At 59.6% G+C, this 21,879-nt stretch carries 22 protein-coding genes; 13 read left to right on the plus strand and 9 right to left on the minus strand.

The window, feature by feature from the left end; translation table 11 throughout:
• Nucleotides 1-8 precede the first annotated feature (8 nt).
• From phnE to phnC, 3 genes are all read right to left on the minus strand, one after another.
• Nucleotides 9-857: a phosphonate ABC transporter, permease protein PhnE gene (phnE, locus tag FMN63_RS12905; RefSeq protein WP_148584375.1), complete on the minus strand. Its 849-nt coding sequence runs from the start codon at nucleotides 855-857 to the stop codon at nucleotides 9-11.
• Nucleotides 858-1,021: 164 nt separating this feature from the next.
• Entirely contained in the window at nucleotides 1,022-1,936 is a 915-nt protein-coding gene (gene phnD / locus FMN63_RS12910) for a phosphonate ABC transporter substrate-binding protein (RefSeq protein WP_148584376.1), read from the minus strand.
• A 58-nt stretch (nucleotides 1,937-1,994) separates the two neighbouring features.
• Entirely contained in the window at nucleotides 1,995-2,828 is an 834-nt protein-coding gene (gene phnC, locus FMN63_RS12915; protein ID WP_148584377.1) for a phosphonate ABC transporter ATP-binding protein, read from the minus strand.
• 398 nt (nucleotides 2,829-3,226) lie between these two features.
• Between phnC and FMN63_RS12920 the strand changes: the two genes are divergently transcribed.
• From FMN63_RS12920 to FMN63_RS12935, 4 genes are all read left to right on the plus strand, one after another.
• Nucleotides 3,227-3,853 (plus strand): DapH/DapD/GlmU-related protein, encoded by a 627-nt coding sequence (locus FMN63_RS12920; RefSeq protein ID WP_148584378.1) that lies wholly within the window; start codon nucleotides 3,227-3,229, stop codon nucleotides 3,851-3,853.
• Nucleotides 3,854-3,939: 86 nt separating this feature from the next.
• Complete coding sequence (locus tag FMN63_RS12925) at nucleotides 3,940-4,509, plus strand: helix-turn-helix domain-containing protein (RefSeq protein ID WP_148584379.1); 570 nt, start codon at nucleotides 3,940-3,942, stop codon at nucleotides 4,507-4,509.
• A gap of 74 nt (nucleotides 4,510-4,583) precedes the next feature.
• Nucleotides 4,584-5,204 (plus strand): HD domain-containing protein, encoded by a 621-nt coding sequence (locus tag FMN63_RS12930; protein WP_148584380.1) that lies wholly within the window; start codon nucleotides 4,584-4,586, stop codon nucleotides 5,202-5,204.
• A gap of 136 nt (nucleotides 5,205-5,340) precedes the next feature.
• Nucleotides 5,341-5,712: a SpoIIAA family protein gene (locus FMN63_RS12935; RefSeq protein ID WP_148584381.1), complete on the plus strand. Its 372-nt coding sequence runs from the start codon at nucleotides 5,341-5,343 to the stop codon at nucleotides 5,710-5,712.
• A gap of 71 nt (nucleotides 5,713-5,783) precedes the next feature.
• Here FMN63_RS12935 and FMN63_RS12940 read toward each other — a convergent pair whose 3' ends face one another.
• Entirely contained in the window at nucleotides 5,784-6,572 is a 789-nt protein-coding gene (locus tag FMN63_RS12940; protein ID WP_148584382.1) for a class II glutamine amidotransferase, read from the minus strand.
• Nucleotides 6,573-6,588: 16 nt separating this feature from the next.
• Nucleotides 6,589-8,058, minus strand: a complete 1,470-nt coding sequence (locus FMN63_RS12945; RefSeq protein ID WP_148584383.1) for an aminotransferase class V-fold PLP-dependent enzyme — start codon at nucleotides 8,056-8,058, stop codon at nucleotides 6,589-6,591.
• Between the two features lie 101 nt (nucleotides 8,059-8,159).
• On the opposite strand from FMN63_RS12945, the gene FMN63_RS12950 reads away from it, so the two are divergent.
• Nucleotides 8,160-8,621: an Lrp/AsnC family transcriptional regulator gene (locus FMN63_RS12950; protein ID WP_148584384.1), complete on the plus strand. Its 462-nt coding sequence runs from the start codon at nucleotides 8,160-8,162 to the stop codon at nucleotides 8,619-8,621.
• A gap of 6 nt (nucleotides 8,622-8,627) precedes the next feature.
• Here FMN63_RS12950 and FMN63_RS12955 read toward each other — a convergent pair whose 3' ends face one another.
• The gene (locus FMN63_RS12955; RefSeq protein WP_148584385.1) at nucleotides 8,628-11,291 is read right to left on the minus strand and encodes an SH3 domain-containing protein; all 2,664 of its coding nucleotides are present in this window, start codon (nucleotides 11,289-11,291) and stop codon (nucleotides 8,628-8,630) included.
• A gap of 213 nt (nucleotides 11,292-11,504) precedes the next feature.
• On the opposite strand from FMN63_RS12955, the gene FMN63_RS12960 reads away from it, so the two are divergent.
• On the plus strand, nucleotides 11,505-11,933 hold the full coding sequence (locus FMN63_RS12960) for a hypothetical protein (RefSeq protein WP_148584386.1): 429 nt from the start codon (nucleotides 11,505-11,507) through the stop codon (nucleotides 11,931-11,933).
• An 85-nt stretch (nucleotides 11,934-12,018) separates the two neighbouring features.
• On the opposite strand, the gene FMN63_RS12965 is transcribed toward FMN63_RS12960, so the two are convergent.
• Together FMN63_RS12965 and FMN63_RS12970 are read right to left on the minus strand one after the other, a co-directional pair.
• A complete protein-coding gene (locus FMN63_RS12965) occupies nucleotides 12,019-13,143 on the minus strand; it encodes a Gfo/Idh/MocA family protein (protein ID WP_148584387.1) in 1,125 nt (374 codons plus the stop codon).
• A 35-nt stretch (nucleotides 13,144-13,178) separates the two neighbouring features.
• Complete coding sequence (locus tag FMN63_RS12970; protein ID WP_148584388.1) at nucleotides 13,179-13,889, minus strand: GntR family transcriptional regulator; 711 nt, start codon at nucleotides 13,887-13,889, stop codon at nucleotides 13,179-13,181.
• Nucleotides 13,890-14,079: 190 nt separating this feature from the next.
• Here FMN63_RS12970 and FMN63_RS12975 point away from each other — a divergent pair, with 190 nt between their 5' ends.
• From FMN63_RS12975 to FMN63_RS13000, 6 genes are all read left to right on the plus strand, one after another.
• A complete protein-coding gene (locus FMN63_RS12975) occupies nucleotides 14,080-15,234 on the plus strand; it encodes an LLM class flavin-dependent oxidoreductase (RefSeq protein WP_148584389.1) in 1,155 nt (384 codons plus the stop codon).
• Nucleotides 15,234-16,124, plus strand: a complete 891-nt coding sequence (locus tag FMN63_RS12980) for an aldo/keto reductase (protein WP_148584390.1) — start codon at nucleotides 15,234-15,236, stop codon at nucleotides 16,122-16,124. Before FMN63_RS12975 ends, FMN63_RS12980 begins: the two co-directional genes overlap by 1 nt.
• A complete protein-coding gene (locus FMN63_RS12985) occupies nucleotides 16,124-16,639 on the plus strand; it encodes a flavin reductase family protein (RefSeq protein ID WP_162855051.1) in 516 nt (171 codons plus the stop codon). The genes FMN63_RS12980 and FMN63_RS12985 overlap by 1 nt, the downstream gene beginning before the upstream one ends.
• A 165-nt stretch (nucleotides 16,640-16,804) precedes the next feature.
• Entirely contained in the window at nucleotides 16,805-17,395 is a 591-nt protein-coding gene (locus tag FMN63_RS12990; RefSeq protein WP_148584392.1) for a TRAP transporter small permease, read from the plus strand.
• Nucleotides 17,395-18,888, plus strand: a complete 1,494-nt coding sequence (locus tag FMN63_RS12995; protein WP_148584393.1) for a TRAP transporter large permease — start codon at nucleotides 17,395-17,397, stop codon at nucleotides 18,886-18,888. The genes FMN63_RS12990 and FMN63_RS12995 overlap by 1 nt, the downstream gene beginning before the upstream one ends.
• 27 nt (nucleotides 18,889-18,915) lie before the next feature.
• Nucleotides 18,916-19,974, plus strand: coding sequence for a TRAP transporter substrate-binding protein (locus FMN63_RS13000; protein WP_148584394.1), 1,059 nt, complete (start codon nucleotides 18,916-18,918; stop codon nucleotides 19,972-19,974).
• Between the two features lie 102 nt (nucleotides 19,975-20,076).
• Here FMN63_RS13000 and FMN63_RS13005 read toward each other — a convergent pair whose 3' ends face one another.
• Entirely contained in the window at nucleotides 20,077-20,559 is a 483-nt protein-coding gene (locus FMN63_RS13005; protein WP_148584395.1) for a tetratricopeptide repeat protein, read from the minus strand.
• A 3-nt stretch (nucleotides 20,560-20,562) separates the two neighbouring features.
• Between FMN63_RS13005 and FMN63_RS13010 the strand changes: the two genes are divergently transcribed.
• The gene (locus FMN63_RS13010; RefSeq protein ID WP_286192628.1) at nucleotides 20,563-21,879 is read left to right on the plus strand and encodes a cytochrome-c peroxidase; all 1,317 of its coding nucleotides are present in this window, start codon (nucleotides 20,563-20,565) and stop codon (nucleotides 21,877-21,879) included.

Here is a 21,879-nt window from a genome sequence, read left to right on the forward strand (position 1 = left end):
ATTTTCCCTCAATGCGCCCGGCCGGAGCCGACCAGCTTGCCGCGCAGGTAGGACGAAAGCTGGTCGATGGCCATGATGGTTATGAACAGAAGGACGAAGATCGCGGCGGTTTCATCGCCCGCGCCCTTGCCCCAGCCGATGGTGCGACGCAGCTCCTGACCGATACCACCGGCACCGACGAAGCCGAGGATGGCCGAAGCGCGCACGTTGATTTCCAGGCGCAGCAGAAAATAGCTCAGATAGTTCGGCGCGACCTGGGGCAGCACGGCAAACCGGATGCGCTGCAACCAGCTGGCCCCGCAGGCCGACAGGCCCTCGATGGGCTTGCGGTCGATGTTCTCGTTCACTTCGGAGAAAAGTTTGCCGAGCGCCCCGGCCGTGTGAAAGGCAACCGCAATCATGGCCGGCACCGGACTGGACCCGAGCACGAAGATCAGGAACAGGGCGATGATCAGTTCGGGAAAGGCGCGCGTAATGTCCATGATGCGGCGGACCACCGGGATCAACGGTCCCCAGCTATCGACATTTCGTGTGGAGGCCATGGCCAGCACCACCGCCATTGTACCGCCCAGAAGGGTCGCGACCGCGGCAATGTTCAAGGTTTCCATCATGGCCGGCACAAACTGCAACACCAGCGAGAAAAAGGCCGGTCCGGCATCAAAGGCTTCAACGACGATTTCGCCCGGATAGTCGAAGAACTTCGACAGGCCCTGAATGAACCCGCCGGAGTTCATGGCATTGGATTTTGAATATCCGGAGACCAGAACCGCGACGACCAGCAGCAGCCCTATCATTGAATAGAGCTGGCGGCGTTTGCGCATGGACAGGATTTCCTGCTCGAGTGCGGCAACAGCCATTGTTTGGAACCTTTACTTGATGCTCGCTTCATCCGGAGCGGAGTGGCGTTGCAGGCTTCATCCTTCCGAAGCCAGGCTCTTCGAGCGGCGTTGAGGCCGGTTGCCGACCCCCAAGGGCAATACGCGGGCCAGAAGCCGGCCCGCGCAAAGTTCGAAGCTGGCGATTATTCGCTCTTTGCCTTGCGGGCTGCGACGATCGACTCGTAAGCTTCATGGGTGATCGGTTCGAAGCCGCGTGCTTCACCGGCCATGACACCATAGGCACATTCCTGGTCGTCCTTTACGAGGTTGGCCATCAGTGCGGTCATCTTCGCCTTGACGTCGTCCGGAAGCTTCTTGGACAGAACGACCGGGCCTTCCGGGATCACTGGCGAACGCCAGATTTCCTTGATCTCGGTCATGTCGACCAGACCGGCATCGGTTGCCTTGCGCAGCGCACCGGAGTTGTAGCCGTCTTCCCATTCGCCAAGACCGTCAGCCCAGGTCACACCGGCGGCGATGTCGCCGTTGAACACAGCAACGATGGTCTGCTCGTGACCACCGGTAAAGACGACGTCGGAGAAATAGTCGCCCGGCTCCATGGAGTAGCCGAGTTTCGGGATTTCGATGGACGGGATCAGGTAGCCGGACGTGGAGTTCGGGTCGCCGAAGCCGAAGGTCTTGCCCTTCATGTCCGCGAGGGAATTGATCTCACTGTCAACGCGGGCAAAGCCGATGGAATAATAGCCGTAGCTCCCGTCGTTGTTGACCTTGACCAGAACCGGCTCAACAGCTTCCGGGTCAGTCAGGAACACTTTTGCGTAGCCGGAAGCACCGAGCCAGGCCATGTCGAGGTTGCCGCCAAGCAGGCCTTCGATGACGCCGTTGTAGTCAGCCGGAGCGAACAGCTTTGTGGGAACGCCGAGCAGTTCCTCGGTCTTTTCGCGCAGGCATTCGTTGGCACGCAGACGGTCGGAAGCGTTTTCGCCGCCGAGCAGGCCGATACGGAATTCAGTGATTTCCGCTGCACCGGCAACAGAAGCGTTCAGGGCAATCATGCTGACGGCAGCAAGTGCAGCAACTTTAGCAACGAGTTTCATTTGGGACACTCCCCCAGAGTTCTCAATAGTGATGACGTTAAGCGGGTGCGCAGACGGATCAGACCGCTGCCACCGCCGGGGTCATCGCACCGGCGGATTCTGTGGAGCCGGCCTGGCCGGCATCGATAGCGGTGGACGTCGCCGCCTCGTTGAAGCTCTCATCGGCACCGTAGATTTCGCGTGCGACAGCCGTGGTCAGCGCTTCCGGAGGCCCGTCGAACACGAGGAAACCGTCGCGCATGCCAATCACCCGGTCGCAATAGGTCCGGGCTGTGTCGAGCGTGTGCAGGTTGCAGATGACGATCTTGTTGTCGCGTTCATGGATTTCGCGCAGCGCATCCATGACGATCTTGGCATTCATCGGATCGAGAGAGGCAATCGGCTCGTCCGCCAGGATCATGTGCGGGTCCTGCATCAGGGCGCGGGCAATGGCGACGCGTTGCTGCTGGCCGCCGGACAGCTCCTCGGCCCGTTTGGTGGCTTCCTGGGCAATACCCAGCCTGTCGAGCGCCGCGAGCGCGGAATTGACGTCTTCCTGGCTGAAGATGTTGAAGAGACTTTTCAAGGTGCCGTGACCGTTGAGACGGCCAAGCATCACGTTGGTGACCACATCCAGACGTGGAACCAGGTTGAACTGCTGGAAAACCATGGCGCAATCGCGCTGCCAACGGCGCATCATGCCGCCCTTCAAACCGAGAATGTCCCGGTCCTCGAACAGGATCTGCCCGGAGCTTGCCGGCGTCAGACGGTTGATCATGCGCAGCAAAGTGGATTTGCCGGCGCCGGACCGGCCAATGATCCCGACCATTTGCGGTTTGTCGATATCAAAACTTACTTTGTTGACCGCGGTCCGAGACCCGAAGGTCTTGGTGACTTCCTTAAATTGAATCACGCGCCAGCCCTGTCCGTTGTGTTCTTTGTGCTGCGCGACAAGAGCCATCGGACGATTACAGAAAAATGACAGTCCTTTGTCTGGAGGCCTAAAATTTTATGACAAATCAATGACATCCAGACCTGGAGCGCGGTCAGGAGAACCGTCCAATGCAGGGATTCCGCAAGTCTCTCAGAGCTTTCCGAGTCCTGTCGGCATTCCACCTGCCTGACTTTAGTCTGCTCAGAAATCCGTGTTCAAAACGACAGCCCTCACTTGCCGGGGGCCCTTTCGCCTGTGGTGATGCGCGTGAAAAAAGATAAGGAAGTCACCTCACGGTCATCAAAGCGTCATGACGGTCGGTACAGGCAAGGCTAAAAGCCAGCTCAGATATCCCTGCCACCGATGATGGAGCCCACATGTCCGCGCCGATCCAGAAGCCTGCCCTCACCGAAGCCCCGAACATTCACCCGGACGCCAGGGTGTTGAACTGTGATCTCGGTATTTGGACCGAGGTGGGTGCACGCACGGAAATGCGCGAAAGCAGCATGGGGGACTATTCCTATATCGTGCAGGAAGGTGATGTCGTCTGGTCGACGATCGGCAAGTTCTGTTCCATCGCCCGGCGTGTGCGCATCAACCCGGGAAACCACGCGACCTGGCGGGCCTCCCAGCACCACTTCACCTATCGCGCGGCAGCCTATGACCTCGGCGAGGACGACGCTGAGTTCTTCCAGTGGCGCAAGGACGACTGGGTGACCATCGGCCATGACGTGTGGATTGGCCACAACGCTACGGTTCTGGCAGGCGTTTCCATCGGCACGGGGGCAATTGTCGCGGCCGGGGCCGTCGTTTCCAAGGATGTCGCGCCCTACACCGTTGTCGGCGGTGTGGCCGCTAGGGAAATCAAACGGCGTTTCTCCGAACAGCAGGAACAGGCCCTGATCGATATTTCCTGGTGGGACTGGAGCCATGACGAGCTGAAGCAACGGCTTCCGGACTTTCGCAAGTTGTCTATCGACGAATTCATCGAAAAATACCGCTGACCCTGCCGTGGCTGTGGCCCTGGCCTGAGTGGCCCGCGCGGCGTTTCCTGCTGCACAAAGGGACATGGACGCGTTACACTTGGCGTATGGGAACAGAAACCGCCGTTCTTGAAAGCAGTCTTGGCCCGTCTCTCCGGCGCTGGCGCGTGCTGAACCGGGTCAAGCAGGAAACCCTGGCTCATGAACTCGGCGTCTCTCAGACGCGGATTTCACGCTGGGAGAGCGGCAAAGTGCAGCCGGATGGTCATGACAGGACGAAAATCACCCGCCTGCTCAGGGCGCGTCCGCAGAGCGCCGCCGACAAGGCCCTGCTCGATCTGGTCTCCCGGTCAGCCGTTCCCGTGCATCTGGTCTGCGACCTCACACACAGGCTGCTGGCCATGTCCGGCCCGCGTGCCTGTGAATGGCGCGCCCCGGTGAGTGAGTTTCTCAATCGTCCCCTTTGGCGTTTTGCGTCCGAAGGCATAAGGGCAACCGAGCATCGGCTGGCCGACTATGGCTGGTTCGAACCAGACGCCCCGGACATTGTCTACAGCACGGAACATGTCGACTTTCCGGAAATGACCATTCCGGAAAGCACCATCCGGATATCGCGCCTGCCGCTGTCCGACGGGCGTTTTGCACGCCTTGTCCGCGAAGAATTGCCTGGCTCGTAAACCAGCACATAATTCTGGCGCATAAATTATGCGGAAGCTCGCCCGAGCTGGCCGCCAGCCCTAGTCTGACCGCCATGACACTGACCGCCCCTCCCCTCAATCTTCCGGACATCTCCTCAGCCAGACTGACCGGTCTCCTGGATTTCCTGCAATCTGCCGAGCAGCTGAAAGACACGCTTCGCTCGGGAACGACCGCCAATGGCAGGCCTGAAAGCACGGCTGAACACAGCTGGCGACTCGCCTTGATGGTTCTGCTGTTCGAACAGGAGCTGAAAGCGATCGACTTGCTAAAACTCCTGAAACTGACACTGGTGCATGATCTCGGTGAAGCCATTTCGGGAGATATCCCCGCCCCCTTGCAGACACCCGGAGACAACCGGCAGGATCGGGAACGGCGGGACTTTCTAACCTTGTGCGAACCACTGCCGGCAGACGTGGCTGAAGAGCTGCTGTCGCTTTGGGATGAATATGCAGCGGCAAAAACGGCGGAGGCTCAAATCGCCAAGGCGTTCGATAAGCTGGAAACCATGCTTCAGCACGTCTTGATGCCCAGGCAGGCCCCTTCGTTTTACGCATTCAACATGGGTTATGGCCGCGATCGTACCGACTGCTGCGCCCTGACCCGCCAGATGCGGGAAACGGTCGACGATCTGACCCAGGCCTTGATGACGGATGCCCGCCGGGAAAACGCCTGAGCGACCCATCATGACACACCTCCTCGACGACGTTTCCCGCCGAAGAGGCTCCGGTTCCGGTCAGACAGTTTCTTATTTGCCGAGAATGGGTTTACGCTTCCGGATGTACCAGTCAGACACTGCCGGAGGAAGCAGCATGTACACTATCCTGCCCCGCAGCCACGGTGCTGTTCTCGGGGTCGAAATTTCCGGAAAAGTCGATGTCGAACAGGAACAGAGCCTGATCGCCCGGGCTGAGGAAATGATCGAGGACCAGGGCAAGATCAGCGTCCTGGTCGTTCTGGGTGACCATGTCGGCGTGTCCTTCGAGGCTGCCAAGGAGGACATCAGATGGGTGCTGGCCAACATGCAGCATCTCAACAAGATCGCCATCGTGACGGACAGCAAATTGCTGGCGGCGCTTGTTGCAATAGACGCTACGTTCGCCAAGATGGTCGGCATTCAGGAAAAACACTTTGACCGGGATGAAATCGACATCGCCTGGCACTGGATCGAAAGTCCGGCCTGAAGTCTTTTGCAAAAGAGCCTCCGGCCAATCGCAGTTCGGCCTGATCAGGCCTGGTCGATCAGTTGGTGCGATCAGGCATCAACAAGCTGTTCGTCACTCAGGAAGGCAACCTGCTTCACCTTGCCGTCCCTGACTTCGATCATCTGGCCCTGGGGAACCTCCATCCAGCAGCCGCGCGCTTCGTCCAACGGTTCTGAAACCACCATCACGCCGTCGTCATAGACACGGTAATAGAGTGTCGGTGCCAGGTTGTCCGAAGCGTACCGTGCCGCAAAGAGCGTTTCTCCATCCGACCAGCCGGCGGCAAAACGCATGTGCGGCGTCGTTCCGGCATATTTGGACAGCGCTTCAGCCTCGAACACCGCGCGTGCCATGGCCGCACGCGGGTGCAGATCAAGACCATAGGCAAGCGCAACCAGAAACAGGCTTTCGCTGTCGGTGCCGCCGATTCGGTCGCGGTAGAGGTCGTCCGGGATCATGTTATCGAGGCGGCGACGTACCTTGTCGTAACCGCCAACCTGACCGTTGTGCATGAAGGTCCAGCGCTGAAAGGTGAACGGGTGGCAGTTGTCCCGCGAAGTCGCCGTTCCGGTGGACGCGCGTACATGCGCCAGAAAGTGGCGCGAGCGTATGTGTTTGGCGATCTGCAACAGGTTCGGATCCGACCAGGCCGGACGCACGTCCTTGTAAACACAAGGAATCTCGCGCTCACCATACCAGGCGACGCCGAAGCCGTCGGCATTGACGGACGTCTTGCAGGAAAGTGCGTTACGGCTCTGATCAATCAGCGAATGCGCCGGGTCGCAAATGACTTCTTCCAGATATTTCGGAGCTCCGCTCCAGGCAGCCCAGCGGCACATGTCGACTTGGTATCCTTCAAGCTGCGTCTTGCATTGCCTTGAACCGGGCGGTGGTTTCATCGCACGCGTAATCGTCCGCGGCCGGATAGGGATGCAACGCCAGCTCATCAACGGCGGCAATGATCCTGTCCGCCTTGTCTTCTGTCATGAGCACCGAAAAATTGAGCCGTGTCCAGCCGGGTTTCTTCAGTTCTTCACCGGAAAGAATGCCTGTCCGCAGCGCTTCGGACTGTTCCGGTCCGATATCCAGCAACCGGTGAGCATAAGGCCCCGCGCAGGCGCAACCGCCACGCGCCTGAATGCCATGAAGGTCCGACAGCATGCGGGTGACAAGCTGCTGGTGGACATAACCTCCACGCTCCAGATCACGCACACGGAACGAGAACACCGGCAACACGTGCGACGCCTTGTCGTTTCCAAGAATTTCAATGGCCGGATTGTTACGCCAGACGGCCAGCGCCCTCGCCCGCCAGGCGGCATTCCGCTCGTCCATCACCTGTTGTCCGATGGCTTCCTTGACCAGAAAGGCAAGGGCTGCGCGGATGTCGCCAATGACATTCGGTGTTCCCGCTTCCTCGCGGGCTGAAAGATTGCCGGAGTAGTCATGTGCCCAGGGCGACACGAAACGCACGGTGCCGCCTCCCGGAAAGACCGGTGTTGCCTTGCTCACGGCGTCCTTGCGCACGATCATGATACCTGAGGCGGCGGGTCCGCCGATGAACTTGTGCGGCGAGACGACAACGGCATCCTTCTGCGCATCCGTCCCGGCCTTCATGTCGACCGGCAGATACGGACCCGAGCCTGCACAGTCCCAGACGGTGAGAGCGCCGTAGCGCTTCAGCAACCGCGTGACCGCTTCGTCGTCGGTAACGATGCCGGTTACGTTGGACATCATGGAAAACGCACCGACGATCAGTCGACCGGAGCCTGCGTTGCGCAGCACATCTTCCAGTTCGGCAAGATCAGGACCGCCATTCTCTGCTTCGTTAATCTCGACAACCTCAGCCCCACTTTCACGCCATGGCAGAATGTCGGAATGATGCTCGTAGGGCCCGATCACGACGAGCGGATGTTCACCCCGCTCAGCCGCTGCGGAAACGCCAAGAAGATGCACCAGCCGGTTGAGCCCCGCCGTTGCACCTGAGCCGCAGAAAACGGTCGCATAGGTGTCATCTGCCCCGCAAATGCGCGCGATTTCAGACCGCGCTGCCTCGCGCATCCGCGTCATGGCGCTACCACAGTAGGAGGCTTCCGTGTGGCTGTTGGCGTAGACCGGCAGGATGTCTTCCAGAACGAACTCCTCGATCTGGCGCAAGGCGCGTCCGGAGGCCACGTAGTCGGCATAGATCAGCTCGCGTTCACCGTACGGACCGGAGACGGATTTCCCCTCGCCGATCAATCCCGTTCGCAAGCGGGAGATCAGATCCGGGGCCTTCAGATCCTCGATGAAATGATCGAGTGCGGTGCCAGTTTTGTGGGTCATCATATGCTCCGAAACGACTTTTCCGGATCATACGACCACTTTGGATGTGATTTCCTCACCTCATTCAATTGTCATACTTCTGAATTTGTGTCATTTGATCGAATATGGAGAAAAAATTCGATCAAATTGATCGCGCGCTGTTGCGCGCCCTGCAACGGGACGCCCGCCTGTCGCAACGCGACCTTGCAGACACGGTTGGCCTTTCCCAGAACGCTTGCTGGCGCCGGTTGAAAGCACTCTATGACAGCGGTTTGATCGAAGGGCACACGATCCGGCTGGATCCGGCCAGGATCGGGCTGAACCTCACCGTCTTCGTGATGATCCGGACCCGGCATCACTCCAAGGAATGGCTGGAGAGGTTCCGGAGCGAAGTGGTTTCCATTGCGAACGTGATTGATTTCTACCGGATTGCCGGTGATTACGATTACATGCTGAAAGTCGTTGCCGAAGACATGAATGCCTTCGACAGGGTGTATCAGCGCCTGATCGAGAAGGTCGATCTGGATACGGTCACGTCGTACATGACCATGGAATCGATCGCGGACGCCCGCGATCTTCCAATTTAAAGAGCCTCAGCGGCGGCGTCCGCCGCCTCCCCTGCGCACACCACCGCCAGAACGCTGGGGCCGCGCCTGCGGGCGTGAGCGCTGAACATTGCGCTGACGGTTGACCTGCCGGTTGCCGGCCGTTCTGGCCCGCTGATCCCGGCTCAAATGTGCAGGCGCCTGGGGCCTCGCTGCCGGACGCGTGGCCGGGCGGGTCGCAGGGCGCTGCACAGTTGGCTTCTGGACGCTCGGCCGCTGCACATTGGGACGCTCCGCCGGTCTTTGCACATTTGGACGTTGAACACTGGGACGTTGAACATTGGGACGCTCAACTTTCGGTCGCTGGCCGGCAGGAAGGTTGGTCGGGCGCTGAACGTTGGGCCGGTTCTGTGCCTTGTCGCCCAACGGTCGGTTGGCAAGGGCGGCCCCTGCCCCGGCACCAATCGCACCGCCAGCCAGTCCGGCGCTGACATCACCCGCACGATCCCGGATTGCGTCGCGGGATGGTGCGGCAACCTGATCCCAACGGCCTCCCTGGAATTTCTGCCACGTATCTCCGTCACGGCGATAAACGCTGCCGTCTCGGCCGGCGAAGACGTCACCCCGGCGATCAAGGTTGGCCACCTGGCCGAGATTGCCGTCCTTTTTCCAGCGCTGGACGGTGCTCGCCTGAACATCACGCGTGCGCGACCATTCCGGCCCGCTTACGACCTTGCCACCCCAGGAGCCATAAATGCCCCTGACCCCACCAGCCACGACACGGTTGCCGGTACGCGGATTATACGCGCTGATAAAGCCGGCACTGCCGCGCGGCCCGCTGATGGCGCCGCCGCGGATATAGCCGCCGGTACGGGGATTGTAGATACCGCCTCCGGCAATGCCTCTCAGCGGTCCATAGGCGTAACCGTAGCGGCCGAAAGTGCCCCGGACCGGGTTATAAAAAGCACCGATGCCATAGGTTACCGGTCGTGGAAAGTAGATGGGACGCAGACCCGGGCGATACCAGGGCCGGTAATAATATCCGGTGCCATAGACGAAGACGCCCCAGGACAGGAACCCGGCCAGATAGCCCATCGTATACCCGTACCAGACCGCACCAGGCTCGCTGTCGTAGATGCGAACATAGGTGGTGTTGTAGACCGGGGAAGACGGCGGAATGGTATAGATCTCGTCCGGCACGGCCGTTGCGACGGTAAACGGCCCCTGAGGACTGTCCCCCACAAACCAGACACCGTTCTGCAGCACGTAGTATTTCGCGCCGACCTGGATCACCTGGTCGCTGGTATTGACTGCATAGGACATCGACGTGCCGTCGATCTTTTCAAATTCCGGATCGCCCGCATAGGAAACGTCCGCACTGACGGAACCGACCTCGACACGGGCAGTTGTCGGAATGCTGGCTTTCAGCCTGGCCTGAGAGGCCTCCGAAGTGCCCGGAATGGAGGAGCGGACAGAATAGTAAGGTGCATCTTCCGGCAGGTTCTGAAAATCAGACGGCATGTCCGGTGTCGTGAACGTCCATGGCCCTTCGAGCGAGGCAGACTTGAACCAGCGTCCGGAGACGAGAATGTACCAGGTGGACGTGGATTTCAGGAAGAACACATCGCTGTCGGTGTTGGAGGCCCACTCAAGATCGGTGCCTTTTACCGGTTCCAGCGCAGGTTTGCCGTCAAAGACGATCATTTCCGCCGGTTTGTCGGAATAGATCACCTTCGGCGGCGCGTTGTCGGCAAACGGTTCGCCCGGGATCGCTTCCCTGGTTTCCTTCCAGTTGTCGTCATCGGGCAGAGATCCGATCAGATCCGGCAACTTGTCGACTGCTTGCCAACCGGCAGACACATCCTTGGTTTTCATCCAGGACTTTTCATCGCGAAGATAAAGCTCCCCGCTCTCATCGATTCTCAGAATGTCCCAGTTGCTGTTGACCACGAAGCTGAGGCCCTGGTCACCCTTGACGGGCGCAAAGATCGGCGCGCCTTCGGTCTGCACGAGAATGGCCGGTTCGGTGGAGATGAAAATCGGTGGTGCTTCCGAATTCAGGCCCTGGACATCGTCCATGCGTTTGTATTCGGCAAGGCCGGCGGTGATCCGGTCTTCCTTCACCGTGATTGTTCCGGTTGGCATGATCTTGCCGACCTGAAGTGACAGGTCGGTGAGCGACTGCCGGTCCAGTGCCGAAAAATCCAGCTCCGTCACCTGAAGCTGATTGATATCCACTTTGCTCTTGCCGGTGTCTGCCACAGTCGTGCCGCTGACGCCGATTACGCCAAACACCGGCTTGGTATCCTTGTCCTTGATGTATTCCGCGGCCACGAGCGCCTTCAGCGTCTTGAAGTTGTCCCACTCTGTAAATTGCGGCTGATAGAGCACCAGCGTGGCTCCTGCGTCGGTCTGGAAGGACCGGGGCCAGCCGGTTGTCTGTTCCGGTTCGCTGAGCTGCAGATACTGGCCGCTGACGAAGCCGTTCTGACCGTTGTAGCTGATGGAACACCAGGCGCCGCTATCGTCGCAGTTTTCCATCTCGACCTGCGTGCCGGAGGGGACGGTTCCGAGGGAACCGAAGTTCGTTCCCGGGCCTTGCCGGAAATTGACGTTGGCCGTCGTGACGGCAGGCGCGGCAAGCACCCCGTTGATGAAAACCGTTTGCAAAATCAACGTTGAAGACAATAGAACGGAGAGTGACTTACGCATTTGGACCTCCCAGGGGCCGGTTCGACCAGCTCTGTCAATGTCAGTGCATGTGTCTGCGTAGCTTCCGGAGCCTGCCTGGCCCCGCAACAAACAGAAATTTGCCGTAACGCCTATTCCTTGTGAGGGTCGTCACCGCCAAATCTTAGTTTGAGTGATATTCAATCCGCAAGATCACGTTGAAAAAAACCGCATTTCGACCAGGAGTTTATTGGAATGTTGAAACGCTTCGCTCTGCCAGCCGTTCTTGCGGGGATTGTGTCGATCGGCGCCTTCCCGCCAGCCGGTCCGAAGGAAGCCAGGGCCGAGGTCTTTTATTGTGAGAGCACGCGGACACCCAAGGGCACCGAGCCCTACTGCAATTTTCTGCTTTTCGACAAGGGCTTCACCCGCCACATGCAGGTGATTGTCGCTCAGGGAGCGCATCGGAACATCGATGTGAACGGCCGCTACGACCTATTTTGCGTCCTGGTGCAAAACCACAGGAACGTGCCCGACAACTTCGCTTACCGAAAGCAGCAATGCAAAAAGACGGATACCGGCCGCGAATACAAGGTACCGATCCGTGCCATCAACATGCGCCGCGGACGTGACGGCTTCAGTTCCAACAACGTTCAGTCCCTGTTGCCGAAGGAACGCTGGTAAGCCGAGACCTCACCTCCGGTGCAAATGAAAAAGGCCGGCACGACGGACGTCGCACCGGCCAGGTATCTGGAGGAAAACCGGCTTGTCAGCAGGCGACGGATGAAAGCGTCTGGGCCCGCAGCGTGACGGCTTGGCCTGTCCGGGCAGACTGCTGCGCCGCCAACCCCATTTCCACGGCCCGCCATCCATCTTCCAGCGTCACTTCCGGCGCCGGCTTTTCACCACGCACGACCGCAACGAAGCCTTCGTGCTGATAGAAGGTTGAGCCGTTGTGGTCGCCTGCGTCGAGGATCAGCGGATCGACCGGAATGTCGATCTGACGCGGCCCCTTCGGGTATCTTGGCGACACGACGAGCTGGGGAACCGGCGGCTCGCCGAGGTGTTCGGGCCAGAAGCGGCCGGGGCCCGGTACGAAGGCTTCGATCTTGCCTTCCGGACCGACCGCCGAAACCTCTTCCTGATACCGGGCGCCTTCAGCGAACATGCACAGTTCCAGCATGGCCCTGGAACCGTTTTCAAAGTCGACGATCACATAACCGTTGTCGAGGATATCCGGCTGCTCGCCGTCATAGATCTCATCCTTGTGGTTGGCGTCCTGTCCGGCGGAGGCCATCACACGGACGGGTTCGCATTTCATGATAAGCCGCATGAGATCGAAGAAATGGCAGCATTTCTCGACGAATGTTCCGCCTGAATAGCGGTTGAACCGGTTCCATGCGCCGACCTTGTCGAGAAACGGAAAGCGGTGTTCGCGGATCGTCAGCATCTTGATGCCGCCGGTGGCAGGCTCCGCCTGCTCGATCAGGGCGGCGATCGGCGGCATGTAGCGGTATTCCATTGCCACCCACACAGGCGCCGGATAGGACGCCTTGAAAGCCTCCAATTCGGCAACGTCCTTCGGATCGGTGAAGAGCGGTTTTTCGACGAGAAGCGGCAGCGGGCGCTTGCGGCGAATTTCTTCCATCTGCGGTACATGGCAGTGGTTCGGGCTGGCAATCAGGATGCAGTCCAGCTCTTCCACGTCCAGCAGCTCCGAAACGGATCCGACGAACTGCGCCCGGGGTGCAAAAAGTTCCGCCGCTTCCGCCATTCCGGCGTCCGGCTCGAAGATCACCGTCACTTCGGTGTCCGGCAGGAGTGCAATGTTGCGCAGGTGTTCACGCCCCATCATCCCGCAGCCAATGACGCCATATCTTACCTTTGCAGGCATTCAGTCCTCCATGCGTGGTGGCTTTCCCTGTCCACCTACTTCAAACGCTGCACGTAATGCGCCCGGTCCGTATCGAACCAGGTTCGCGAATATTCGACCGGTTTGGGGCGATCCGCCCAACTGAACCGTTCAATAAATCCAGTGAAGGTGCCCGGTTTCTTCTGAAAGATGTCAGGCGTCCAGTCCGGAAGCGCACCTATGGTGACCCGGTCTTCCGCGCGCACGATCCAGAACCCCAGGTGTTTCTGGTAAAAGCGGTAGAGGGAATCGGACAGGAGCTCGCGGCGGACGAAGCCAGCGTCCCCGTCCAGCCAGATTTCCTCGACAGCGATCATCACATCGTTGAGGAACCTCAAACGCCGGATGCGAGTGCCCTCCGCGCTGGTGCCGAAGGCTGGCAGGTCGTCGGGCTTGTCCATGCGCTGCACGTCAAGAACGTCCGCTTTCGGCAGACCTCCGCCAGTCAGAAGCTCCAGACGGAACATGGCGTAGACGCTTTCATGCGTGCCGCCCTGGCGTATGTAATTTCCCGACCCCTGTATCCGCTCGAGTAAGCCCTTTTGCGTAAGATCGGCAAGTGCCTTGCGCAGGGTTCCGATAGAGATACCAAGCTCCTCCGCCATCTCTCGTTCCGGCGGCAAGCGCTCCCCGTCGATCAGCCGACCAGACGCGATATCCCTGATCAAAAGCTCGCTTATCTGCACGTATAACGGCAACGCGGTCGAGGTTTGCGAGGCGGTTGGCATGACGGTTCGAAGGTCTCGTTTTCAAAATTGATACACTATTGATTTACATCAAACCGGGTGATATGCAAGAAGAAATCGAAGGCAGAATGAAGCCATTCGAAAACAAACGAAAATAGCGAAACCTCAATCGCGCCTCAGGTGACGCACGCCGGTTTCGCTTTTCGACAAGTTGGTCCAAGGGAGGCACTTCATGACCGTAGTCCCAGTAACGTCACCGGATCTCGATGCAGCGGAGGTATCCTGGTTCGCCGCATTGTGTTCCGACGACTACCAGTTTCTGGGCGTCCCCGAAGGCCACCTGCGGTCCTCCTGGGAGCATTGCTCCTCCATCGTCAAGACAGCCGAACAGCAGGGCTTTCGCAACATTCTGTGCCCGTCTTCCTATCAGGTCGGCCAGGACACACTGTCCTTCGTCGCCGGCTGCGCACCGATCACCGACAAGATCAACCTGCTTGCGGCCGTCCGCTGCGGCGAGATGCAGCCGATCATGCTGGCACGGACCATTGCCACGCTGGACCACATGCTTGAAGGCCGGTTGACGGTCAACATCATCTCGTCCGACTTTCCCGGCGAACAGGCCGACAGCAGCTATCGCTATCAGCGCTCGCGGGAAGTGGTGGAAATCCTGAAGCAGGCCTGGACCCGGGACGAGATCAACCACGAAGGCCAGATCTACAACTTCAAGGGCCTGACAACGGATCCGGTGCGCCCCTACCAGACCGGTGGACCCCTGCTCTATTTCGGCGGGTATTCGCCAGATGCGCTGGACCTGTGCGGACAGCATTGCGACGTCTATTTGATGTGGCCGGAAAAGATGGAAGAACTGGAAGGCCGCATGAAGGCGGTCAACGCAGTTGCCGAAAAATACGACCGGACCCTCGACTATGGCCTGCGCGTGCACATGATTGTGCGCGACACCGAGAAGGAAGCGCAGGAATACGCCGACTACATTGTGTCAAAACTCGATGAAGTTCAGGGAACGGCGATCCGCGAGCGGGCGCTCGACGCCAAGTCTCTTGGGGTGAGCCACCAAGCCAAGAACCGCGAGATCGCTGATGAATTCGGCTATATCGAGCCGAACCTGTGGACGGGCGTCGGCCGGGCAAGGTCCGGCTGCGGCGCTGCGCTGGTCGGCTCAACCGATCAGGTGATGTCCAAGATTGAGGCCTATCAGAAGATAGGCATCCGCGCCTTCATCTTCTCCGGCTATCCGCATCTGGAAGAAGCCAAGCATTTCGGAGCGCGGGTTCTGCCGAACCTGAAAACCTGTTCCCTGCCGCACGCATATGGCCGTGTCCCGGCAGAAACCCCGGCAACGCCGCTCGGCGAAGGAGTGCGCCGCTAATGGATCGCGTGAAACTTTCTGACACCCTGGAATTCTCCCGCCTGATCTACGGCATGTGGCGCATCGGCGACGACAGCGACACCTCGCCCGCCCATGTGGAACGGAAAATCCAGACCTGCCTCGACCAGGGTATCACCACGTTCGACCAGGCAGACATCTATGGTGGGTACACCGCAGAAGCCGTGCTGGGCGGGGCACTGAAAGCCAATCCGTCCCTGCGTGGCCAGATGGAAATCGTCACCAAATGCGACATCGTCGCGCCGGCCGGACGGTATTCCGATGCCAGGGTGAAACATTACGACACCTCGCGCGCTCATATCGAAAAGTCCGTCGAGACGTCCCTCACCGACATGGGCATCGAGACCATCGACCTGCTTCTGATCCATCGCCCGGATCCGTTTATGGACCATCACGAGACCGGAGCGACGCTCGACGATCTGGTCAAGAGCGGCAAGGTGCGCAGCGTCGGTGTCTCCAACTTCCGTCCCTGGGATTGGGAACTGCTGCAGTCGGCCATGTCGAACCAGCTTGCGACCAACCAGATCGAGATCTCGCTGAAGGAAATCTCGCCGTTCACCAATGGCGACCTGGCGTTCCACCAGCGTCTCGGCACCAGGCTGATGGCGTGGTCTCCGCTCGGCGGCGGCTCGCTTATTTCCGAAAGCGGAAAGCTGGGTACAGTCATGGATGACATCGCTTCGGAGGCCGGTGTCGACCGGTCCGCAGTCGCGGTCGCCTTCCTGCTGGCTCATCCGGCGCAGCTGTTGCCGGTCATGGGCACCAACAATCTGGAGCGCATCGCGCAGATCTCCGATGCGCTGAAAGTCAACCTGGATCGCGAAACCTGGTACCGTCTTTACGAGGCGGCTCTTGGAACAGAGGTGCCATGATGACCATGCAGAATGCCAATCATACCGTTACCTTCGAACCGGATGCCGAAAACACGCGCCTGTTGCGCGATGCGTTCAGCCGATTCGCCACCGGCGTTACCGTGGTGACAACCGGATCGGCCGACGGCCCTGTCGGCATTACCGCAAACAGTTTCTCTTCCGTCTCTCTGGAGCCACCGCTGGTGCTGTGGATGCCGGACAAGGGGGCGCGCAGGTTCCGCTACTTCGAAACCGCCGAGCATTACGCCATCCACGTTCTGAGCCACGAACAGGCAGAAGTCTGCAGCAGTTTCGTGCGCAATGCCCATGCCTTCGATCAGCTTCCCTACACGATCGACGACAACGGTGTGCCGCTGATCGAAAACTGCCTCGCCCGGTTCGAGTGCAGGAGGTTCACCGCCTATGAAGGCGGCGATCATCTGATCGTTCTGGGGCATGTTCTGCAGGCGGAGATGCGCTCGGGAGAAGCCCTGACGTTTTACGCAGGCAAACTCGGACAAACCGCCCCAAAATAAGGGCGAAAAACGGGGCGACAAGCGGCCCGTTGAGGAGGAAAGTGACAGGCCTTCTGTTCTGTGTCAGGAGATCGCAGAAGACTGCTTCGCCACTTTAAACGAGATCAGCTTTCCGGTTCTCATGTTCGCGTACATGGCAACCGGTTGGTCCAGGGAGGAGCCCGGATGGGCATATTGCTGGCGGTCCTCGCACCGCTCGACTTCGTCAATTCGCTGCTGTTGCGGATTGGACGGGGCATCGGCATCGTCGCCGTGGCTCTGATGGTGATCGCGATCCTTGTGCAGGTCGTGTGCCGCTATGTCTTCAACAATGCCCTGCCCTGGCCGGACGAAGCAGCCCGTTTCTGCATGCTCTGGATGACGGGACTGATGGCGCCAACCGCGTTCCGAAGAGGCGGTTTCGTTGCCATCGACATGTTCACCCATTCCCTGCCCCGCTTTCTGGGCAGCGCCATATCGCTGTTCCTCCTGCTGATTTCGCTCGTGGTGCTGGTCGTCGCCCTGAAGATCGGATATTCCGAGGTTACGGGCTTTGGAGGCCGTTTCGCGACCGCTTCCCTCTATGTGCCGGGCAATCTTTCCTTCAGCGAATGGATCCGCGTCCCACGAAGCTGGATGATGGCTTCCATCCTCGTCGGGGTTTTCCTGCTGACACTCGTCAACATCGAACTGATCCTGCGGAACATCATCGCCAACTTCGGCGGCAGCGACCGATTGCCGGCCATTCCCGACCCCGACATGGCAGGAGCTGATTGATGCTGATCTGGTTCCTCCCCGTCTTTCTTGTCTTCCTGCTGATCGGACTGCCGGTTTTCTTCGGCCTTCTGGCTGCCCCTGGCCTTCTGCTCTGGCTGAACGGGCAGGAAAAGGACATCACGCTGCTTTACCGCAACGTCTACAATGGCATGGACAGTTTTCCTCTGATGGCGATTCCGTTCTTCATGCTCGCAGGCGAGCTGATGAACAAGGGCGGCATCACCTTGCGGCTGGTGGAATTCAGCCAGGCACTGATGGGACATCTTCGCGGTGGCCTCGCGCATGTGAACATCCTGTCGTCGATGCTCTTTGCCGGTCTGTCAGGTTCGGCAGTTGCCGACACCTCCGCCCTCGGGTCCATGCTGATCCCGGCGATGGAGAAACAGGGCTACACGAGACGCTTTGCGGCGGCGATCACTGCAGCGAGTTCCGTCATCGGACCGATCATTCCGCCGTCAGGCATCATGATCATCTATGCCTATGTGATGGGCGAAAGCGTTGCCGCGCTTTTCCTTGCCGGCATCGTGCCCGGCGTCATGGTGGGCATCGGTCTGATGCTGATGGTCAAGGTCATGGCCAACAAGTACGATCTTCCCAAAGCCCAGAGGATCGTCAATCCCGGCCAGACCCTGGCACCGGTCGAGTACTGGTTTTCCTTCGTTGTCCTGCGAGCGAACCTGGCTGCCCTGTTCACCACGCTTGCGGGGCTGATCGGCGGTGTTGCCGGGTTCGAAGACCTGTCCACCACAACCACGCTGCTGCTTTTTGTGGTCTTCCTTGTTGTCTCCCACTTCCTGTTGTGGAACCTCAGAAGCGCCGTCTCGGAGGATTTCCGGGTTGTGTGCAAGAAGGCCGTCGCCCCGCTGCAAACCCCGATCATCATTCTCGGCGGCATTCTGCTGGGCGTGTTCACACCGACGGAAGCAGCCGCGGTCGCGGTTGCCTATGCGCTTGTCATCGGTTTCTTCGTTCTGCACTCCATCAAGGTGTCCGAGATCCCGGGCGTCCTGAACAGGGCCGGCATAACTTCGGCAGTGGTGCTTTTGCTGGTCGGCGCGGCGATGGCCTTCAAGACCGTCGTCAGCCTCAGCCACGCGCCCGAAATCATGGCCGAGTTTGTCCTTACTCTGTCTGAAAACCCGCTGATCCTGCTGTTCCTGATCAACCTGTTGCTGTTCGTGGTCGGCATGTTCTTGGATGCGGGTCCGGCGATCATCATACTCGGGCCTATCCTTGGACCGATTTTCGTCAACCTGGGCGTCGATCCGATCCATTTCGCCATCATCATGAGTGTCAACCTGACCATCGGCCTGGCAACACCGCCAATGGGTCTGGTGCTCTTCGTTGCGGCCTCGGTTTCAAGAGAACGGGTTGAAACCATTGCCAAGGCCATTCTGCCGTTTCTGGCGGTGGAGATCGCGGTGATCTTCCTGATTACCTATATTCCGGCACTTTCGATGACGATCCCGCGTCTGACCGGATTTGCCCAATGATTATGAGCTTTTAAAGGGAGGAACCTCATGCTCAAAACTGCACTGAAAACGCTCACCGTCGCGGCAATGCTTGCCGGATCGTCGCTGAGCGCGCTTGCCGCGGACTACACGCTGCGTGCAACCGCCAACTCCAACGAAAACGACGAAGACTATGATGGCCTCGTCGTTTTCAAGAACTTCGTCGAAGCCGCCTCCAACGGTGCCATTGAAGTTGAACTGTTCATCGGCACCCAGCTTTGCTCCAACGGCGCAGAATGCCTGCAGGGCATTTCCGACGGTGCGATCGACATCTACATCTCCACCTCCGGCGGTGCGGCCGGGATCTTCCCGTATGTGCAGGTTCTCGACCTGCCCTACATGATGAGCGACGACCGGATTGCCGAACACGTGCTGTCCGGCCAGTTCACCCGCACCATGCGCGGCATGGCGCTGGAAGACTCCGGCAACACCATCCGCCTGATGACCATCGGCAACACCGGCGGTTGGCGCAACTTCGCCAACACCAAGCACCGTGTCGCCACGCCGGAAGACATGAAAGGCCTGAAGATCCGCACCGTCGTTGCCGACCTGCCGCAGGAACTGGTGAAGGCCCTTGGGGCGGCTCCGACGCCGATCCCGTGGCCGGAACTCTTCACCTCGCTGCAGACAGGCGTTGTCGAAGGTTCCAAGAACGGCATCACCGACATCATGGGCATGAAGTTCCCCGATGCGGGTCTTCAGTACGTCACCCTCGACGGTCACGCCTACATGGGCGCGCTGTGGTGGATGAACAACGAGAAGTTCCTGTCCATGCCGGAAGATCTGCGCCGCGTCGTTGTGGATGGTTTCTATGCCCTGCAGCAGGCAACCTTCGCCTCGCCGAAGCGCAAGTCGATCAAGGCTTATGAAGACTTCGTCGCTGGCGGCGGCGACCTCTACGTTCCGACCCCGGAAGAAAAGGCAGCTTTCAAGGAAGCTGCAGCCCCGGTCTATGACTGGTTCAAGGGCAATGTCGGACGTGGCGGCGAGATCTTCGGCGCTCTGGAAGAAGCTGTGGCAACAGCCGAAGCCGAAATCGATGCTGATCGCTCTGCCGATCTGAACTGACGAAACTCCGTGTCACGCCCTGCCTCAAAAGGGCGTGACACGTGCTATCGCTGCACAACGACGGCCCCTTCACAGGTCCCGACCGGTAGCGGCCGCCGACCTTCAATTGAACGGATACATCCAGACCTTGTAATCGCCGACCAGGATATGCGCCTTTTCAATCTCTTCCCTGGTCATCTTCTTGACCACCTCTTCCAGAGAGATCGCAGCGTCGGGGTCTCCCCCGATGGCGGAGAGCGTGTACCACATGTAGGCCCGCACGAGATCGGGAGCCGGCAGGCCACGGCCCACCTCGTAGTACCAGCCGACACCGGACTGTGCGCCGGGATGGCCCTTCATCGCACTTCTGAGATACCACTCGAACGCCCGCTGGTCGTCGCGCTCGACACCCAGACCCATGGCGTACATGACACCGATCAGCTCTTCGGCATCCGCGTTGCCGGAACGCGCCGCCGGCCAGAGTTCCTTCATCGCCTCTTCGTAGCGATTGGCCTCCATCAGGTCGCGCGCGGCTTCGATTTCCGCATGGGCGGTTGCCGTGCAAAGCCCAAGGGCGAGAAGAGCGGCGGTCAGCGTGGTCTTCATGTCTTGCGGTTGCTCCCTCTGGTGGTCGGCCTGTCGGTGCCAGCGTTTTCCGCCGAACTTCCGCCCCCACTGACGGACGATGACTTCATCGCGTTCGACAGAAAGCAGGCAGCGCTCGGCCAGCTGCTTTTTTACGACAAGATCCTCTCCGGCAACAGGAATATCGCCTGCGCGACCTGCCATCATCCAGCCCTTGGCACCGGAGACCGGTTGTCGCTCGGCATCGGCGAAGGCGGTGAAGGGCTGGGCCCAGAGCGGATTGCCGGAACCGGTGACAACCGCATTAAGAAACGGATTCCGCGAAACGCCCCAGGTCTTTGGAATTTGGGGGCAAAACAGCTTCACGTCCTGTTTCACGACGGCCGCCTGTCGATTGCCGACACCTTCGAGAACGGCTTCAACTCTCCGGCGGAAGAATGGCTGCCGACCGGGTTCAACTCCCTGCTCGCAGCCCAGGCCGTCTTTCCGGTTTCCGCCCAGTTCGAAATGGCGGGCAATCCGAAGGAAAACGAAGTCGCCGGCGCCATCTACGACCGCATCGACAACGCCTGGCCGATCCTGGCCAAGCGCGTCCGCATCATCCCCGAATACGGCCGCCTGTTTGTCGAGGCCTTCGACCACATCGACACGCCGGAAGCCGTCACCATCGTGGAGATCGCCAATGCGCTGGCGGCCTTTCAGGCGATGGAGTGGCAGAGTATCGACAGCCCGTTCGACAGATATCTGGCCGGAAAAGACAGCGCTCTCGAACCGACCCAGAAACGCGGGCTCGCTCTTTTTTACGGCAAGGCAAACTGTGCGTCCTGTCATTCCGGCAAGATGCTGAGCGACCAGCAGTTCCACGCCCTTGGCCTTCCCCCCTTCGGCCCGGGCCGCACGCGCAGGTTCGATCCGATGGTGCGCGATGTTGGCGTGATGGGTGAGACAGACCGTCTGGAAGATGCCTACCGGTTCCGGACCCCGATGCTGCGGAACGTCGAGCTGACGGCGCCCTACGGGCACAATGGCGCCTATCCCACGCTGGAGGGTATCATCCGGCATCACCTCGACCCGGACGGGATGCTGAAAGCCTGGAAACCGCAAACCGCCGCCCTGCCTCAGGCACCATGGCTGGACGCAATCGATTTCGTGGTCTGGAATGATGCCCGGGAACTGGCGCGCCAGGCCCATTTCAGAGATATTGAACCTCTCTCCTTATCGGATTCGGAGATTGCCGATCTTGTGGCTTTCCTGAAAAGCCTGACTGGAGCGCAGTCTGTTACGTCTCCGCCTTTTGGCATTCCTGCCACGGTCCCGAGCGGCCTTCCGGTCGACCGGTAA

Origin of the sequence: Stappia sp. BW2 (genome assembly GCF_008107695.1) — a bacterium.
In the GTDB taxonomy this organism is placed as follows: domain Bacteria; phylum Pseudomonadota; class Alphaproteobacteria; order Rhizobiales; family Stappiaceae; genus Roseibium.

Bases quoted from the DNA above. Each gene is read 5' to 3' on its own strand.
- phnE (WP_148584375.1), bottom strand. From the start codon at position 857: ATGGCTGTTGCCGCACTCGAGCAGGAAATCCTGTCCATGCGCAAACGC.
- phnD (WP_148584376.1), bottom strand. From the start codon at position 1,936: ATGAAACTCGTTGCTAAAGTTGCTGCACTTGCTGCCGTCAGCATGATT.
- FMN63_RS12920 (WP_148584378.1), top strand. From the start codon at position 3,227: ATGTCCGCGCCGATCCAGAAGCCTGCCCTCACCGAAGCCCCGAACATT.
- FMN63_RS12925 (WP_148584379.1), top strand. From the start codon at position 3,940: ATGGGAACAGAAACCGCCGTTCTTGAAAGCAGTCTTGGCCCGTCTCTC.
- FMN63_RS12930 (WP_148584380.1), top strand. From the start codon at position 4,584: ATGACACTGACCGCCCCTCCCCTCAATCTTCCGGACATCTCCTCAGCC.
- FMN63_RS12935 (WP_148584381.1), top strand. From the start codon at position 5,341: ATGTACACTATCCTGCCCCGCAGCCACGGTGCTGTTCTCGGGGTCGAA.
- FMN63_RS12940 (WP_148584382.1), bottom strand. From the start codon at position 6,572: ATGTGCCGCTGGGCTGCCTGGAGCGGAGCTCCGAAATATCTGGAAGAA.
- FMN63_RS12945 (WP_148584383.1), bottom strand. From the start codon at position 8,058: ATGATGACCCACAAAACTGGCACCGCACTCGATCATTTCATCGAGGAT.
- FMN63_RS12950 (WP_148584384.1), top strand. From the start codon at position 8,160: ATGGAGAAAAAATTCGATCAAATTGATCGCGCGCTGTTGCGCGCCCTG.
- FMN63_RS12955 (WP_148584385.1), bottom strand. From the start codon at position 11,291: ATGCGTAAGTCACTCTCCGTTCTATTGTCTTCAACGTTGATTTTGCAA.
- FMN63_RS12960 (WP_148584386.1), top strand. From the start codon at position 11,505: ATGTTGAAACGCTTCGCTCTGCCAGCCGTTCTTGCGGGGATTGTGTCG.
- FMN63_RS12965 (WP_148584387.1), bottom strand. From the start codon at position 13,143: ATGCCTGCAAAGGTAAGATATGGCGTCATTGGCTGCGGGATGATGGGG.
- FMN63_RS12970 (WP_148584388.1), bottom strand. From the start codon at position 13,889: ATGCCAACCGCCTCGCAAACCTCGACCGCGTTGCCGTTATACGTGCAG.
- FMN63_RS12975 (WP_148584389.1), top strand. From the start codon at position 14,080: ATGACCGTAGTCCCAGTAACGTCACCGGATCTCGATGCAGCGGAGGTA.
- FMN63_RS12980 (WP_148584390.1), top strand. From the start codon at position 15,234: ATGGATCGCGTGAAACTTTCTGACACCCTGGAATTCTCCCGCCTGATC.
- FMN63_RS12985 (WP_162855051.1), top strand. From the start codon at position 16,124: ATGACCATGCAGAATGCCAATCATACCGTTACCTTCGAACCGGATGCC.
- FMN63_RS12990 (WP_148584392.1), top strand. From the start codon at position 16,805: ATGGGCATATTGCTGGCGGTCCTCGCACCGCTCGACTTCGTCAATTCG.
- FMN63_RS12995 (WP_148584393.1), top strand. From the start codon at position 17,395: ATGCTGATCTGGTTCCTCCCCGTCTTTCTTGTCTTCCTGCTGATCGGA.
- FMN63_RS13000 (WP_148584394.1), top strand. From the start codon at position 18,916: ATGCTCAAAACTGCACTGAAAACGCTCACCGTCGCGGCAATGCTTGCC.
- FMN63_RS13005 (WP_148584395.1), bottom strand. From the start codon at position 20,559: ATGAAGACCACGCTGACCGCCGCTCTTCTCGCCCTTGGGCTTTGCACG.